Here is a 15,184-nt window from a genome sequence, read left to right on the forward strand (position 1 = left end):
GGTCGACTCTGTCAGGCGCCTCATCGACGGGTCAGCGGGGTCGCCGTGTGCACCCGGGTCAGCTTCGCCGGGTTCCGGACGTAGTAGAGACCGGTGATCCGCCCGTGCACCACCCGGACCGCCATCACCCCGTCGAGCTCGCCGTCCAGGCTCACCACCAGGGCCGGGTAACCGTTCACCGCCGCGAGCTCGAAGGTGATCGCCGCCGGGTGCCGGCTGATGCCGCCGAGGCCGAACCGGGCCACCCGGTTCGCTCCGGTCACCGGGCGCACCGCGGCCTGCTTGACCCCGCCGCCGTCGGCGATCAGCACCACGTCCGGCGCCAGCACGTCGAGCAGGCCCTGCAGGTCGCCGTTCGTCACGGCCCGCTGGAACGACGCCACCACGGCCCGGGCCTCCCCCGCCGGGACCGCGGCCCGCGGGCGCCGTTCGCCGACGTGCCGGCGGGCCCGGAGCGCGATCTGCCGTACCGCCTCGGTGCTCCTGCCGACCGCCTCGGCGATCTCCGCGTAGTCCAGGGCGAACGCCTCACGCAGCACGAACACGGCCCGCTCGGTCGGCGACAGCGTCTCCAGGACCAGCAGCAGCGCCATCGACACGCTCTCCGCCAGCTCGACGTCCTCGGCCACGTCCGGGGTGGTCAGCATCGGCTCGGGCAGCCACGGGCCGACGTAGGCCTCGCGGCGGCGGGTCACCGTGCGCAGCCGGTTGAGCGCCTGGCGGGTGGTGATCCGGACCAGATAGGCGCGCCGGTCGCGGACCTGCTCCAGATCCACGGCCACCCACCGCAGCCACGTCTCCTGCAGTACGTCCTCGGCGTCGGCCGCCGACCCGAGCATCTCGTAGGCCACGGTGAAGAGCAGGTTGCGGTGCGCGACGAAGACCTCGGTCGCCGGCTCACTCATGCGCGGTCCCCTCAGGTGGTGAACGGCTGCGGACCGAGACGGCCCCAGAGCACGAAGACCGCGACCGCCAGCCAGACCAGGTTGCCGATCGCGAACTTCCACCCACCGTCGTACCGGAGATGGGTGATCATCGCGCCGACCATCAGCCCGACCCAGCAGGCGGCGGTGATCGGCACCAGCACCGGCGCGATCCCGGTCAACGCGGGCAGGATCAGACCGGCCGCGGCAAGGAGTTCGAGAACCCCCAGAGTCCTCACGAATCCCGCCGCGGCGTTTCTGGTCCACTCACCACCGCGGTGCGCGGCGAGCTTCTCCTTCGGTACAAACGTCTTGCTGATCCCCCCGGCCAGCGCGACCAGAGCCAACAACCCACCGGCGATCCACAGCCCCACATCCACGACAGCCTCCTCGTTTCCACCGGGTACGCCCGCAAGACACCGGCCCGCCCCGAGCCGTGACATCGGTGACCCAGGTCACTCCCCATCGTGGGTCAGCGCCGTGGCTCCTCGAGGGCCACGGCGAACGCCTCGGCCAGTTCAGCGTCGGTGGCACCCCCACGGCGCCCGGCGCGTACGTAGTCGCGGGCACGCCGGGCGAGATCGGTGGCCAGGTCCTCCGACAGCGGGGCGGGGAGGTCGGCGACCCGGGTCCCGGCGGCCCGTCTCGTGACCACCAGGCCGGCCGCCTCGAGTTCCTGGTACGCCCGGGCGACCGTGCCGTTCGCCAGCCCCAGGTCGCCGGCCAGCTGCCGGACCGGTGGGAGCTTCTCCCCCGCGACCAGTCCGCCGAGCCGGATCAGATCCGCGATCTGCTGCCTGACCTGCTCGAACGGGGGCACCGCCGAACCCGGATCGACCCGGATGAGCGGCGTGGCGGTCATCGCGCCGCTGCGCTCTCCCGCACCGCCGCTTCCTCGCGCGCCGGTCCTGTGGCTTCTTGAGGCGGCGTCACCAGGGTGCCGGCGAACCGGGCGAACGTCACCAGGCCGGCGGCGGCCAGCAGGCTCAGCGTGTAACCCCACGGCGGTGAGCCGGCACCGCGCCAATCCAGCTGGTCGTCGGCGTACCAGAAGGCAAGCGAGGTGAGGACCACCGCGAAAATCGCACCGCAGCCATGCACGATCCGCCGTACGGCGGCCTGTCGCCACATCCCGTCGGCGGCGTGCTCCGCCTCGTCGAGGCCGAGTTGCGGGCTGCGCACCACCCGCCACACGGCGAGCGCGGCCAGGACCGCGACCACTCCCAAGGTCGCGATGGTGCCGACGAGGGTCACCGGCGCCGCGGTGCCGTAGTACTCCACTTCGTGTCCGGGCCGGTCCGGCTGCGGGAACGCGGTGAAGCCAGCGACGTAGTGATAAGACGCCACGAATCCGGCGACCCCGGCGGCGAGCAGCCCGATCACCACGAGATCCCCAGCGGCGACGTAGTCGCTCATCCGCCGGACCCGCAGGCCGGCACCCCCGGACCGCCGAGCCGGCCGCGGCGAGACAGCCTCACCGGCCAGCATCCCCACGACCGTCGCGACGGCGAGCACCACCGGCGCCAGCTCGAAGTAGATAGTCCGGACCAGCGCGAACCCCACCCCGACCCCGACCGCGATCCCCGTCGCGCGACATCGCTCACTGACCGCCATGACCATCCCCCTTGTACCGGCAACTTGGTACAAGGTAGCGACCGGGCCGCTTTGTATCAAGAGGCCGGTACAAGAGGGCGCAGTCGATGGCGACGCCGATTCACGTCAGATCCGTCTGCTGCCAACCCGGCGGGAGCTTCTCAAGCCCGATCAGGACATCGAGGTTGAGATGCTCTTTGAGCAGATACTTGAGATGTCGCCCTTCGATGATTTCAATCCGCCCGTTCGCCACGGCAAAGTCACGGCTAGCCTTGCCCACCCATGAGGTCGTGACGAGGACACCCTTCGCGGCACGCTTGTGGTCCATCACGCCGGCGAGAGCGTGGACCGCCTCCAGGCCGACGATCTTGCTATACCGCTTGGCCTGGATGATGCACAGCCCGCCCACGATGGGATCCTTGTTGAAGGCGACACCGTCAACACCTTCGTCCTTGGACGCCTGAGTAACCCAGGATTCCATCCCGATGGCTTCGAAGAGCCGACGGATCAGGTGCTCGAACGCGCCGGGGGACAGCGTCAGCAGATCGGTGCGGCTGTCCATTCCGGCGACCACGTCCATCTCATCGACGAATTTGTACTTCGACAGATCGAAAGACACCACCGGCCGGACCGCTTCAAGGTCGTACGGATGCGGAGAGACGATGGCGTTGAGGTGTCCACGGAGGCACAGCACCGGATCGAGTTCAGGTTCGTCGAGTTCGATCTCGGCGAACTTGTCGCGTCGCGCATCAATGCTGATGAGAAGTGGACGGATCGCCCGGCCGGTCGCCTTGTCCTTGGTGGAGACATAGCCGTTGAAGACGATGCCGTCGACCAGGTGTGGCGAGGTTGCCCCGAATGCTTCGGCGAGGGTACGCAGTGTCAACCGCGCGAGGAGATCGCCGTAGAGTTTTTTGGTTTCAGGCTCCTTACGCGGCAAAGCCGTCACGCCTTTCGCCTTGGTGTACCGGTAGGCGACGACGATCGGCACTGCGCCCTGGAGCGGTAGCTCGTATTCGATGAGCAACTCGCGGGAGGCTGGGTCGTAGTGAGCCGCGGCTCGCCCGGTAAGGCCTTCGGGGTATCGGGACTGGGCCAGAACACGCTGCAGACGTTCGACGAAGACGGCTGGACCACCGTTGGCCGCCGCGCCGTCAAGTTCAGTGACCGCATCGGTGGCCCGCCGATTCCTACCGGCCAGAAGGTCGGCGAAATCAGCGACCCTCGTCGCTACGGCCTCGGTGCGAAACTCTGCCTCGGCAGCCATCCGGGCTTGGGCCTCCTGTTCCTCCTGCCGCGCCGCAGCAGCCGCCTCCTGCGCCTTCGCCCGAGCTTCAGCGGCTTGGCGCCGTTCCTCCGCCTGCGCCCGCTGTGACGCCTCCCGAACAGCCTTCGCAGCCGCTTGATCAGCCAGGCGTTGCGCCTGCACTTCCTGGCGCAGTCGCGCGACTTCGGCCTTCTTCGCCGCGGCTTCAGCCTGACGCGCCTCTCGGCTCGCCTCCGCCTCCTGGCGTTTCTGCTCGGCGATCAGCTCACGATGCCTGCGTGCCTCGGCTTGGGCCTCAAGCTCCTTGGCCCGTTTGCGGGCATCGAGCATCTGAGCGAAAAGCCCTTTACGTCGCGCCATACATCCTCCGCAAGCTCCCGACAGACAGGCATGACCGTAGCCCAGAGCATCACGCAGCGGAAGATGTTAATAGCTCAGAGTGACCCCCTGGGAGTGATGACTCGATCTTCGCCAAGCCGAACCTCCACACAGGCCGACCGGCGCCTATTCGTAGCCGGTCGCCATGACCAGGACCTCGGCGAGCAGCTTCCAGGTCGGCTGGGCCGGCAGCGCCTCACCCCGATTGGTGTGCAGCGGCTCCAGGGCTTCCAAGCTCGCGGCCAGGGCGTCGAGGAACCGGTCCAGGGTCGGGTTCTCCCACGTATCCGGGTGCGCACGGAGGTCGCCGCGCATCTGCTCGACGATGCGTGCGACGTCGGCGTACGAGTCCACTGCGGCCAGGTCGGATCCGGATATCTCGGCGAAGCAACCGGTGCCGGACGGGCCGGTCATGTCAGTAGCTGTTGTGCAACTCCGAGTTGGTCCAGGCTTTGCACGGGGTGTCGTAGCGGCCCTTGATGTAGCCCAGCCCCCACTTGATCTGCGTCGCCGGGTTCGTCTTCCAGTCGGCGCCCTCGGACGCCATCTTCGAGCCGGGCAGGGACTGCGGGATGCCGTACGCGCCGGAGCTGCGGTTCTCGGCGCGGTAGTTCCAGCCGCTCTCCTTGTTCCACAGCTTGTTCAGGCAGGCGAACTGGTCCAGGCCGAAACCGGCGGACAGCGTCAGGGCGCAGCCGATCGCGCGGCTGCCGCTGAACTCGTTGCACGAGGTGGGGATCGGGCCGGCGTAGGCGACCGGGCCGCTGCTCTGCTGCTGGGCGGCCTTCTTCGCGGCGGCGACGCTCTTGTCCAGGTTCTTGGCGTACCCGGCGGCGGTCTTGGCGACCACGGCGGCCTTCTGCGCGGCGGCGCCCTCGGCCTGGGTGACCCGGGCGCGGGCGACCGCGTGCTCGTTCTGCCGTTGTTTCAGCAGCTGCATCTCGGCGCCCTCGGCCTGCACCGAGTCCAGGGCCACGTCGGTGGTCGCCGGTGGGCGCTGTTGCCCGATGTAGACGCCGCCGGCGGTGCCGGCGAGCAGCAGCACGACGGAGGCGGCACGAATGACGACCCGGCTCACGTGGCCTCCCTCTGGCGAACGGTCTCGGCACGGTACCAGGCGATCTTGTCGCGGACGCGAGCCTGTTCGTGCCGGAGCTGCGCGACCCGCTCGTCGATCTCCCGGTCGTGTTCGGCGAGCAGCTCGACGCGCTGCTCAGCAGCGCCGGGGCCGTCGTGCAGCAACTCGGCGAAGCGCCGCAGCCGGGCGATCGGCATACCCGAGTCGCGCAGGCAGCGCAGCAGACCGATCCGGCCCAGGTCGTCGTCGGAGAACACCCGCTGACCGGTCGAGGAGCGTTCGATGCCGTGCAGCAGCCCGATCCGCTCGTAGTAGCGCAGCGTGTCGATGCTGACGCCGATCTTCCCGGCGACCTCACCCGGCGTGTACGGCACGGCTCCCCCTCGGCCCACGTTTCCCGGACGCCGACCGTACCTAATAAGGGCGCTACGCGCGGTACCCGATAGCGTTGGTCCGTGCGATCCCGTATTCAGCCCCTGCACGTGGGCTGCGCGATGTGGTCCCTGAAGTCCTGGCAGGGGCGGTTCACCCCGCATCCGCTGCCGTCCGGGGAGAAGCTGCGGGCCTATGCCGGCTGGTGCAACGCGGTCGAGGGCAACACCACGTTCTACGCGATCCCGCCCCGGGAGACCGCCGCGAGCTGGGCGCAGCAGACCGGCCCGGAGTTCCGGCTGATCCCGAAGATCCCCAAGCGGATCACCCACGAGCTGCGACTGTCCGGCGGCGAGGACGAGCTGCGGATCTTCCTGGACGCGATCGAGCCACTCGGCCCCCGCGCGTCCGCTCTCTGGATCCAGTTGCCCGGGTCCTTCGGACCCGACGACCTCGCTGTTCTCTCCAGGTTCCTGCGCACCTTGCCGCTTTCTTTCCGGTACGCGGTGGAAGTGCGCCACCCGGACTTCTTCGCCGACCCCCGGGCCCTCGAGGCGGTGCTGGCGCCCCTGCGCGCCGAGTGGATCCCGTTCGACACCACGGCGTTCTTCGACACCCCGCCGACCAGCGACGCCGAGCGGGACGCCTGGACCAAGAAGCCGCGGATGCCCCGCCGTGACACCGCGCTGACCGACCACCCGATCGTCCGCTACCTGGGCCGGGACGACACCGCCCGCACGGTGGCCGGCTGGCAGCCCTGGGTGGCGACGGTGGCCGGCTGGCTGCGCGAGGGCCGCTCACCGACGGTGTTCCTGCACACCCCGGACAACGCCGACGCGCCGGAGCTGGCCCGCCGGTTCCACGACGAGGTCCGCGTCCTGGTCCCGGAGCTGCCGGGGCTGCCCGCGCCGGCGCCGCTGCCGGTCGAGGACGAGCCGCTCACGCTGTTCTAGAACTGCACGGTCGGAAGCACGTGCAGCGATCGTGCCGTTCCCGCAGGTGAGACGGATCTCGGACAGTCTCCACCCTGGAGGAATGCTGAGAATGTTCCCGGAGGTGCGAGATGACAGAGAAGACCTACGCTGCGGGATTTGACCGGAAGAGGGCGGCCTGGCGCCGGAGTACCCGCAGCTACTCGGACAACTGTGTCGAAGTGGCCGAGCTGCCCGACGGCGGGCGGGCGGTCCGCGACTCGAAGAACCCCGACGGCCCGATCCTGTTCTTCACCCCGTCCGAGTGGTCCGCGTTCCTCGGCGGCGCGAAGGACGGCGAGTTCGACACCTGATTGGCAGCTCCGCGGGCTGGCGCCGGCCCTGCGGTGGTGTTACGCAGAGCGCATGGACGGTGAACCGGGCGTGGGGCTGCGGCCCCGGATGCACTTCACCCCGCGCGACGGCCGGGTCGGCGATCTCTTCGGGGTGCTCCGGCTGGACGGCCGGTATCACCTGTTCTACGAGCACCGCACCGCCGCCGACCGGGCGCCCGGCTGGGGCTGCGCGGTCTCCGACGACCTGGTGATCTGGCACGAGCGGGCGGTCGCCCCGGCGCCGGACGCGACCGTCACACCGCTCTGCGGGTCGGTCGTGGACGGTCCCGGTGGCCCGGTGCTGTTCCATTCCCAGGCGGAACGGGGTGGGGTCCGGCGCGCGGTGACCGTGCCGGACCGGGACGGCTGGCAGGCCACGCCGGACCGTCCGGTGCTCGGCCCGCCGCCCGGTGGCTTCACCGGCCTGCGCGATCCGTTCGTCTTCACGGCGGGTGACGGGTGGCGGATGCTGGTCGCCGCCGTACCGGAAAATGGCGGGTCGGCGGTCCTGCAGTATCGCTCGGGCGACCTGCTGACCTGGGATTACGACGGGGTGCTGATCGCCCGGGCGGAGAGCGGCTGGGGCTGCCCGCGGCTGTTCGCGCTGGACGGCGAATGGGTGCTGCTGGTGGCGGGCGCCGACGCGTCGTACGCGATCGGCTCCTATGACGGCCGTGACTTCACCGCCCGCGTCTGGGGCGTCTTCGGCCGGGGCCGGCTCGGACCGGCCGCGCCGTTCCTCGACGCGGCCGGCCGCCGCTGTGTGCTGGCCCGCGTGGGCGACGCGGAGAGCGACGGCCCGGTGTGGGCGGGCCGGCTCAGCGTTCCCTGGACCCTTTCGGTACGCGGCGCCACCCTGGTCGCCACCCCCCACCCGCACCTGGACCGATACCTCGTCACCGGCGTCACCGGGCTGACCACGGCCGGCGGTGAGGTCCGCGACCACGGCGACCTGATCCTGCGCATGCCGGCCGGCGGCGAGACCACCGTGCTGACCGACGCGGACATCGTCGAGGTCGCCGTCGAGGGGGTGAGCGGTCTCGGCGCCGCCCGGCGCTCGGTCCCCGGGTATCCGGGCGGCCACATCGCCCGGATCGCCGGATCCGGCCGGTCGGACACCTAGACTTCCCGGCGTTCCTCAGATCCGGTGGCACCGCTGCCGACCTGGGGCGGTGTGAATGCCAACGATCCTCGCGACCTCTTCGCCTTCGCGGAACGGCCGGTCGGCGAGCACCAGCCCGCGCAGGCGGTTCCCGAGGAACGTCCGCTCTGGCGCGCCCGCCTGATCTGGACCACCGCCGGGATGGCCGCCCTCGCCCTGGTCGCGTCCGGCGCGGTGTACGGCGTCGCGCGCCACACCAAGAACACCGTCTGCACCAGCATCACGAGCATCGGCGCGAACGCCGTCACACCGACCGGTGCGGTGTCCCTCGTCGCGTCGGACGGCTCCCTCGCCGAGGCCGGGCGCATCCTCACCGACCAGGCCAACCTGCTGATCTTCAACCGGGAGCTGGAGAAGGCCGTCCACCTGCTGGCCGCCGACACCGCCCGGCTGCGGACGGTCGGTGACGCGAGCACCGGGCCGACCAACCTGCCGCAGCTGATGGCCCTGTTCCAGTCGGTCGACGAGCACTTCAAGCAGGCACAGACCGAGTGCGGCCTGCCGGCACAGGGCCTGCTCGCCACCGGCCTGGGCACCGCCGTGACGGCCGAGGCGAAGGCCGTCGCCGCGGCCGGGCCGATCCCGGCCGCGACCCCGGCGCCGCTGCCCGCGCCCGATTACACCGCGTCGGCCGACGAACTCGCCGCCGCGGCGAACGACGTCGCCCAGCGGCAGGGCGAGCTCAACGACATCCGCGGCGACCAGGGCACCTCCCCGGCCGATCTGGCCGTGGCGCGCTACGAGCTGGCGGCGGCCAAGCAGCACCTGGCCGATCTCAAGGGTGACACCCTGGGCACCTTCCACCAGGCCCTCGAGCTGCGCGGCGCGCGGGCCTACCTGGCCTCGGCCCGGGAGGACCTGCGACAGGCCAAGGCCGACGAGATGGCGACCGCCGCTGACCGGGCCGGCGCCCGCGCCGTGGTCCTCAAGTGGCAGAACCGGGTGAAGGAGTTGTCGTAGGTAGTGCTGGCATTACCGTGAAGTGTCACGGTGACGGTAGTGAACCGCGCGGCGGGTTCTTCCAGGATTGACGCATGGAACCACTGCTCGATCTGCGCGGCGTCCGCCGCCGCCACGGCCGGGGCGCCGGCGCCGTCACCGCGCTCGACTCGCTGACCCTCGGCTTCCGGGCCGGCACCTTCACCGCGGTGATGGGCCCGTCCGGCTCGGGCAAGAGCACCCTGCTGCAGTGCGCGGCCGGTCTGGACAAACCAGACGCCGGCACGGTCACCCTGGACGGCGCCGAGCTCACCACGCTGTCCGAGACCGAGCTGACCCTGCTGCGCCGCGACAGGATCGGATTCGTCTTCCAGTCGTTCAACCTGCTCCCGTCCCTGACCGCGGAGCAGAACGTGGCGCTCCCGCTGCGCCTGGCCGGCCGTCGACCGGCGCGTGGCCAGGTGCGCGACATGCTGGCCGCGGTCGGGCTCGCCGAGCGCGGCGGGCACCGGCCGGCCCAGCTCTCCGGCGGCCAGCAGCAGCGCGTCGCGATCGCCCGCGCCCTGGTCACCCGGCCCACCGTGCTCTTCGCCGACGAGCCGACCGGCGCCCTGGACTCGACCACCGGGCGCGGCGTGCTCGACCTGATGCGTGACATGGTCGACCGGCACGGCCAGACCATCGTGATGGTCACCCACGACCCGGTCGCCGCGGCCCGGGCCGACCGGGTGGTCTTCCTGGTCGACGGCCGGGTCGCCGACGACCGCGGCGCGATGACCCCGCAGACCGTCGCCGACCTGATGACCGGCCTCGAGTCCGGCCTCCCCACCGGCCCGGCCGCCTCAGCGGTGGTCCTGCCGTGTTGAGGCTCGCCGCGCAGACCGTGCGGGCCCGGTGGGCCGGGTTCGCCGGGGTGTTCGTCGCGCTCACCCTGGGGGTCTGCCTGCTCACCGTCACCGGGCTGGCCACCGCCGCCACGCTCCGCGGCGACCGGGTGCCGGTCTGGTTCTCCGGCGCCGCCCTGGTCGCGGTCGCCCCCGACACCGTCTCGGCGCGGGTCGGGTCCGGCGACGAGGCGTATACGGCTTCCAACACCGCCGACGTGCGACCGGCTCTCCCGGCGGCCGCGGTGGCCCGGCTGGCCGCGCTGCCCGGGGCGGTCGTCGACCGGCAGGTGCCGGCGATGGCCGGCGAGGTCGCGACCGACGTGCACCCGTGGGCGAGCGCCGCGCTGCATCCGGCCGCGCTGCTCTCCGGGCGGGCGCCGATCGAGGCCGGCGATGCGGTGGTCACTGTCGCTTCCGGGCGCGCGGTCGGCGATCTTCTCCCGGTACGTACGGCGCAGGGCACCTGGACCGCCACCGTCACCGGGGTGGTGACCGGGCCCGACGCGGTGTACGTGAGTGACGCCGAGGCCGCGCGACTGTCCGGTGGGCGGGTGGACGCGATCGCGTTCCGGGACGGGACGGCGGCTCAGGCCGTACCGGAAAGGGGTTGGGAAAAGCTCACCGGGAGTCGCCGCAGCCTCGCCGAGCCGGACGTCGATGGCGAGGCCCTGACCGTGGTGGTGTCGCTGCTGGGGACGTTCACCGGCATCGCGGTCCTGGTGTCGATCTTCGTGGTGGCCGGGACGTTCGCGTTCGCGGTCAGCCAGCGGCGGCGCGAGCTGGCCCTGCTGCGGTCGGCCGGCGCGACCCCGCGTCAGGTGCGCCGGCTGGTCCTGGGCGAGGCGATGATCGCGGCCGGGCTCGCCGCCGTCGCCGGATGCGCGCTCGGGCTGCTCGTCGCGCCGTGGTGCGGGCGCTGGATGGCCGCGCACGGGCTGGCGCCGGAGGACTTCACCGTCGCTTTCAACCCGTGGGCGCTGCTGATCGCGGCCGGCGCCGGATTCCTGGTGGCACTTCTGGGTACGTGGGTGGCCGCCCGCCGAGCCGGCAGGATCCGCCCGGTCGAGGCGCTGCGCGAGGCGGCGCTGGACCGGCGGGTGATGACCCCGTCCCGCTGGATCTTCGGGCTGCTCTTCGGCGGCGGGGCGATCGCCATGGTCGCCGCCGGTGGAGCGGCCGGTGGGGAGGACGCGATCGCGCTGACGTTCTTCGCGGCGTATTTCGCGCTGATCGCGACGGTGCTGTTCACCCCGTTGCTGGCCCCGCTGCTGATCCGGATGGCAACCGGCCTGCTGCCCGGCGTGACCGTGCAGATCGCCCGCGGCAACGCGCTGACCTCGCTCCGGCGCACCACGTCCACGGTGGCGCCGATGCTGGTCACGGTCGGCCTGGCGGTGTCGCTGCTGGCTTCGAGCGCCACCGCCCAGCAGGCCGACCAGCTCGCCTCCCGTTCCCGGGTGACCGCGTCCGCGCTGGTCGGCGCGGTCGACCCGGTCGGGTTGCCGGCCACCGTGGTGTCCGCCCTGGCCCAGGTCCCCGGCGTGACCGCAGCGGTCCCGGTGCGCAGCAGCTCCGCCTTCGTCCTGACCGCCGACACCATCGAGCTGATCCCCGCGCGCTACGCCGGCCCGGGCATCGAGAAGGTCTGGGACCTGCCGCCCACGGTGAGCGCCCTGCGCGGCACCGACACCGTGGCGGTGGGCGCCGAGCTGGCCCGTTCCCGGCACTGGTCCGCCGGCGACGAGATCCAGCTGTGGCTCGCCGACACGACACCGGTCACCCTGCGCGTGGTCACCGTCCTGCCACCCAGCCTGGACCTGGGCCAGGCAGTCCTGCTCCCCTATGCCCTGTCCGCTGCCACCACCACGCCCACAGGTCCCACAACCACCACCGCGCCACCCGGTCCCACAACCGCCTCGTCGCCCGCTCCCACAACCACCACCGCGCCGTCCGGTCCCGCAGCCGCCGCCGCTGCGCTGCCTGATGCTTCGGCGTGGGTCGGCGTCGGTGCGGATGCGGTTTATCTCGCCGGGGACGGTGACCCGGCTGCTCTCGCCGCGGCCGCCGGGTCCGCGGGGCGGGTCGCGACCGCGGACGCCTACTTCGCCGATCAGGCCGCCGAGGCCAACCGGATGAACGACATCGCGATGCTCGCCCTGCTCGGCCTGACCCTGCTCTACACCACGATCGCCATCGCGAACACCCTGGTGATGTCGACAGCGGACCGCGCCCGGGACATCGCCGTGCTCCGGCTCGGCGGCGCGACCCCGCGGCAGGTCCTCGGCCTGATCGCCACCGAGACCGGCATCGTCGTCGGGGTCGCCGTCCTGCTCGCCGCCGCCGTCTCGGCCGGCCTGCTGCTCAGCCTCCGCGCCCGCCTGACCGAACTCATCCCGCACGCCGGCATCGCCGCCCCCTGGCCGGTGATCATCGGAGTGACGGCACTGTGCGCCCTGGTCGCCTTCGCCGCCAGCCTCATCCCAGCCGCCCTGCTCCTCCGCACCCCACCAGCCACCCTGGCCTCCATCCGCGACTGACCCAGACCGCACCCACCCTCCCGCTCCCCACCACACCCTCCCGGACCGACGCGGACCTCCCGGACCGACGCGGACCTCCCGGACCGACGCGGACCTCCCGGGCCTCGCGGGCCTCCCGGGCCTCGCGGGCCTCCCGGGCCTCGCGCGATCTTGGCGACTTGGGGCGGCATTTCGGCTGGTGATCGCCAAGATCGGGCGGTGGTGGTGTGGTCGCGGCCACGGCGGGTGGGCGGGTCGGCGGTTAGGGTCGGCGGCATGTTGGACAACGCCGCACTCCCGGTCGACGCCGCGCTCTTCGACTGTGACGGGGTTCTGGTCGATTCGGAGTGGATCACGAACTCGGTGCTCCGCGCGATGCTGCACGAGCTCGGCTGGGCGGTCAGCGAGGCGGACTGCTTCCGGCTGTTCGTCGGACGCGCGCTGCACGACGAACTCGGCGTGATCACCGCCAACACCGGATTCGTCGTCACCGAGGACTGGATCGCCGAGTTCCGGCAGCGCCGCAACGAGGCGCTGCTGTCCGACCTGCAGGAGATCCCGGGCGCGGTCGCCGCCGCACGCGAGGTCGACCGGATCTTCGGTGGCAGCCTGGCCTGCGCCAGCGGCGCCGATCGCTTCAAGGTCGAGCTGCAACTGACCAAGGTCGGCCTGGCCGACGTCTTCGCCGGCAAGATCTTCAGCGGTATGGAGATGCCGCGCAGCAAGCCCGCCCCGGACGTCTACCTGGCCGCCGCGGCCGCCCTCGGCGTCGACCCGGCCCGGACCGCGGTCGTCGAGGACACCGCCACCGGAGTCCACGCGGGCGTAGCCGCCGGCGCGGTAGTCCTCGGCTACTGCCCGCCCGGCAGCCCGGCCCACCACGCGCCCGAGGTCCTGCTCGCGGCCGGCGCCAGCTACACGTTCACCAGCATGACCGATCTCCCCGGTCTCCTCACCCGCCTCCCGGCCCGCCCGCACGTCGCAGGCGCCCGCTGACCGAGGCTCGAAAGCGCTACCAGCGGCGGGGCCGGCCAGGCAGAGCCGTCGGTGGGTCGCGGTGCGCCACGCGGCTGCTGACGGCGCTCCCGCAGGCCGGACTACTGGGTCTCACCGAGCAACGCCCGGCGGGTCAGTCTGGGTCCCGGCGGCCGGTATCGAGATCGCCGAGCAACCGCGAGAACCAGCCCCGGCCGTTAGCGGCACCCCAAACCGCAACGAGCGCTCACCAGCCCAACGCGGCAAGCACCCACGGTGGCAAACAGCCCCGAAACCACAACGAGCGCTCGCCAACCCAACCCAGCGAGCACCCACCGAGGCAAAACGGCCGCGAAACCACGACGGGCGCTCACCGGGGTGGTGCGGCGAGCAAGAGCGGTGGTTCCCGCGCGCATGAGGGCCGTCAGGACCAGCTCGACATGCCCGGCTGGTCCTGACGGCCCTCAAACCGGACGCATAACGGCCGCCAGAGCCAGCCCGACGAACCCGGCTGGGCGTGACGGCCGCTAAAACACACGCATAACGGCCGCTAGAACCAGCCCGACGAACCCGGCTGGGCGTGACGGCCGTGACGGCCGCCAGAGCCAGCCCGACGAACCCGGCTGGGCGTGACGGCCGCTAAAACACACGCACAACGGCCGCCAGAGCCAGCCCGGCCGATCTGGCGGGCCTCGACCGTGAACGAGGCGGTTGCCGCTCAGAGCCGGCTGGGGCTGCTGCCATCTGGGCGTGGAACGGCGCGGGGCTGTCTCGCCGCTCCGACGATCCCGGCCCGGGCAGGTGACCGGCGCGGCGGGTCATGACCGGACGGCTGCCCGCTCGGCGAGCCGGCGCAGGTCGCCCACAACCGGGCACCGGCTGGGCTCCAGGGGTGTCTCCGGGTCGCGGAGACACCCCTGGGAGCCAGCCGCGGTCTGCAGCCGGGCCGCGGTCCGCACCACCCACGGCCCGGCCCGCCGAACTGTCGCGGCCATGACCGGCGAACCAACCCTCATCCGGTCACCTCCCCGGCCTGCGCGCGTCGCTGGCGGGCGGCGGGATGGCCTTCGGGTGGTGACTGGTGGTGGCCGTCAGTAGCGGCAGCGGAGGACGACCAAGGCGTGGCGCACCACCTCGAAATTGCTGCCGGAACGGGCGGTCTTGCGGCGGCGGGCCAGCAGCGGGTCGGCGGTGTGTGCGACGACCTCCCAGGTCTTGCCGTATTCGCGGGCCGGCAGGGTGAAGGCCACGTCCTCGTCGAGCGGGTTGAACAACAGCAGGAACGAGTCGTCGATGATCTCCTCGCCGAGCGCGTCGCGTTCCGGGATGCCGTGACCGTTGAGGAACACGGTCATGGTCATGCCGCTGCGGGTGTTCCAGTCTTCCTCGTTCATCATTTCGCCGTCGCGGCGGAGCCAGGCGATGTCGGGCAGCTTCGAGTCGCCGGCCGGGTCGCCGGTGAAGAAGCGGCGGCGGCGGAAGATCGGGTGGTCGGCGCGGAGTTTGGTGAGGAGCCGGACGAAGTGGGTGAGCACGTCCTCCTCGCGGGCGTTCTCCCAGTCGATCCAGCTGAGCTCGTTGTCCTGGCAGTAGACGTTGTTGTTGCCCTGCTGGGTACGGCCCAGCTCGTCGCCGTGCACGATCATCGGGACGCCCTGGCTGAGCAGCATGGTGGCCAGGAAGTTGCGCTTCTGCCGTTCACGGAGCGTGACGACCTCGGTGTCCTCGGTGGGACCCTCGATGCCGCAGTTCCAGGACCGGTTGTGGCTCTCGCCGTCCCGGTTGCCC

At 71.7% G+C, this 15,184-nt stretch carries 16 protein-coding genes and 1 pseudogene; 7 read left to right on the forward strand and 10 right to left on the reverse strand.

Translation table 11 applies throughout. The features are described 5' to 3' along the window. Positions 1 to 20 precede the first annotated feature (20 nt). The 8 genes from Apa02nite_RS46095 to Apa02nite_RS46130 all read right to left on the reverse strand — a co-directional run bounded on the left by Apa02nite_RS46095 (position 21) and on the right by Apa02nite_RS46130 (position 5,613). A complete protein-coding gene (locus Apa02nite_RS46095) occupies positions 21 to 905 on the reverse strand; it encodes an RNA polymerase sigma-70 factor (RefSeq protein ID WP_203830795.1) in 885 nt (294 codons plus the stop codon). Between the two features lie 11 nt (positions 906 to 916). Further along, on the reverse strand, positions 917 to 1,303 hold the full coding sequence (locus Apa02nite_RS46100; protein ID WP_203830796.1) for a DoxX family protein: 387 nt from the start codon (positions 1,301 to 1,303) through the stop codon (positions 917 to 919). A gap of 92 nt (positions 1,304 to 1,395) precedes the next feature. Then, positions 1,396 to 1,785, reverse strand: coding sequence for a GntR family transcriptional regulator (locus Apa02nite_RS46105; protein WP_203830797.1), 390 nt, complete (start codon positions 1,783 to 1,785; stop codon positions 1,396 to 1,398). After that, positions 1,782 to 2,537, reverse strand: coding sequence for a hypothetical protein (locus tag Apa02nite_RS46110; RefSeq protein ID WP_203830798.1), 756 nt, complete (start codon positions 2,535 to 2,537; stop codon positions 1,782 to 1,784). The genes Apa02nite_RS46105 and Apa02nite_RS46110 overlap by 4 nt, the downstream gene beginning before the upstream one ends. A gap of 100 nt (positions 2,538 to 2,637) precedes the next feature. Beyond that, complete coding sequence (locus Apa02nite_RS46115) at positions 2,638 to 4,143, reverse strand: restriction endonuclease (protein ID WP_203830799.1); 1,506 nt, start codon at positions 4,141 to 4,143, stop codon at positions 2,638 to 2,640. A gap of 144 nt (positions 4,144 to 4,287) precedes the next feature. After that, positions 4,288 to 4,575, reverse strand: coding sequence for a DUF7660 family protein (locus Apa02nite_RS46120; RefSeq protein ID WP_203830800.1), 288 nt, complete (start codon positions 4,573 to 4,575; stop codon positions 4,288 to 4,290). A 1-nt stretch (position 4,576) separates the two neighbouring features. Beyond that, complete coding sequence (locus tag Apa02nite_RS46125; RefSeq protein ID WP_203830801.1) at positions 4,577 to 5,239, reverse strand: aggregation-promoting factor C-terminal-like domain-containing protein; 663 nt, start codon at positions 5,237 to 5,239, stop codon at positions 4,577 to 4,579. Further along, entirely contained in the window at positions 5,236 to 5,613 is a 378-nt protein-coding gene (locus tag Apa02nite_RS46130; protein ID WP_067693506.1) for a MerR family transcriptional regulator, read from the reverse strand. Before Apa02nite_RS46130 ends, Apa02nite_RS46125 begins: the two co-directional genes overlap by 4 nt. 81 nt (positions 5,614 to 5,694) lie before the next feature. Here Apa02nite_RS46130 and Apa02nite_RS46135 point away from each other — a divergent pair, with 81 nt between their 5' ends. The 7 genes from Apa02nite_RS46135 to Apa02nite_RS46165 all read left to right on the forward strand — a co-directional run bounded on the left by Apa02nite_RS46135 (position 5,695) and on the right by Apa02nite_RS46165 (position 13,417). After that, positions 5,695 to 6,564 (forward strand): DUF72 domain-containing protein, encoded by an 870-nt coding sequence (locus Apa02nite_RS46135; protein WP_507762498.1) that lies wholly within the window; start codon positions 5,695 to 5,697, stop codon positions 6,562 to 6,564. Positions 6,565 to 6,674: 110 nt separating this feature from the next. Further along, entirely contained in the window at positions 6,675 to 6,896 is a 222-nt protein-coding gene (locus tag Apa02nite_RS46140) for a DUF397 domain-containing protein (RefSeq protein WP_067687918.1), read from the forward strand. A gap of 52 nt (positions 6,897 to 6,948) precedes the next feature. Beyond that, on the forward strand, positions 6,949 to 8,040 hold the full coding sequence (locus tag Apa02nite_RS46145; RefSeq protein ID WP_203830802.1) for a glycoside hydrolase family 32 protein: 1,092 nt from the start codon (positions 6,949 to 6,951) through the stop codon (positions 8,038 to 8,040). 24 nt (positions 8,041 to 8,064) lie between these two features. After that, positions 8,065 to 9,039, forward strand: coding sequence for a hypothetical protein (locus Apa02nite_RS46150; RefSeq protein WP_203830803.1), 975 nt, complete (start codon positions 8,065 to 8,067; stop codon positions 9,037 to 9,039). A gap of 74 nt (positions 9,040 to 9,113) precedes the next feature. Then, positions 9,114 to 9,884 carry an ABC transporter ATP-binding protein gene (locus tag Apa02nite_RS46155; RefSeq protein ID WP_203830804.1) on the forward strand — a complete coding sequence of 257 codons (771 nt, stop codon included), beginning with the start codon at positions 9,114 to 9,116 and terminating at the stop codon, positions 9,882 to 9,884. Next, on the forward strand, positions 9,878 to 12,442 hold the full coding sequence (locus tag Apa02nite_RS52165) for an FtsX-like permease family protein (protein ID WP_203830805.1): 2,565 nt from the start codon (positions 9,878 to 9,880) through the stop codon (positions 12,440 to 12,442). The genes Apa02nite_RS46155 and Apa02nite_RS52165 overlap by 7 nt, the downstream gene beginning before the upstream one ends. Positions 12,443 to 12,697: 255 nt before the next feature. Further along, positions 12,698 to 13,417, forward strand: coding sequence for an HAD family hydrolase (locus Apa02nite_RS46165; RefSeq protein WP_203830806.1), 720 nt, complete (start codon positions 12,698 to 12,700; stop codon positions 13,415 to 13,417). Between the two features lie 797 nt (positions 13,418 to 14,214). Here Apa02nite_RS46165 and Apa02nite_RS46170 read toward each other — a convergent pair. Then, on the reverse strand, positions 14,215 to 14,412 hold the full coding sequence (locus Apa02nite_RS46170) for a hypothetical protein (RefSeq protein WP_203830807.1): 198 nt from the start codon (positions 14,410 to 14,412) through the stop codon (positions 14,215 to 14,217). 75 nt (positions 14,413 to 14,487) lie between these two features. After that, positions 14,488 to 15,184 (reverse strand): annotated as a pseudogene (locus tag Apa02nite_RS46175) (glycogen debranching enzyme); the annotation flags it as partial.

The sequence above is a fragment of the Actinoplanes palleronii genome (assembly GCF_016862315.1).
Lineage (GTDB): Bacteria > Actinomycetota > Actinomycetes > Mycobacteriales > Micromonosporaceae > Actinoplanes > Actinoplanes palleronii.

Coding starts and splice junctions, on each gene's coding strand:
- Apa02nite_RS46105 (WP_203830797.1), bottom strand. CDS start 1,785: ATGACCGCCACGCCGCTCATCCGGGTCGATCCGGGTTCGGCGGTGCCC.
- Apa02nite_RS46145 (WP_203830802.1), top strand. CDS start 6,949: ATGGACGGTGAACCGGGCGTGGGGCTGCGGCCCCGGATGCACTTCACC.
- Apa02nite_RS46165 (WP_203830806.1), top strand. CDS start 12,698: ATGTTGGACAACGCCGCACTCCCGGTCGACGCCGCGCTCTTCGACTGT.
- Apa02nite_RS46115 (WP_203830799.1), bottom strand. CDS start 4,143: ATGGCGCGACGTAAAGGGCTTTTCGCTCAGATGCTCGATGCCCGCAAA.
- Apa02nite_RS46110 (WP_203830798.1), bottom strand. CDS start 2,537: ATGGCGGTCAGTGAGCGATGTCGCGCGACGGGGATCGCGGTCGGGGTC.
- Apa02nite_RS46140 (WP_067687918.1), top strand. CDS start 6,675: ATGACAGAGAAGACCTACGCTGCGGGATTTGACCGGAAGAGGGCGGCC.
- Apa02nite_RS46155 (WP_203830804.1), top strand. CDS start 9,114: ATGGAACCACTGCTCGATCTGCGCGGCGTCCGCCGCCGCCACGGCCGG.
- Apa02nite_RS46170 (WP_203830807.1), bottom strand. CDS start 14,412: ATGAGGGTTGGTTCGCCGGTCATGGCCGCGACAGTTCGGCGGGCCGGG.
- Apa02nite_RS46095 (WP_203830795.1), bottom strand. CDS start 905: ATGAGTGAGCCGGCGACCGAGGTCTTCGTCGCGCACCGCAACCTGCTC.
- Apa02nite_RS46120 (WP_203830800.1), bottom strand. CDS start 4,575: ATGACCGGCCCGTCCGGCACCGGTTGCTTCGCCGAGATATCCGGATCC.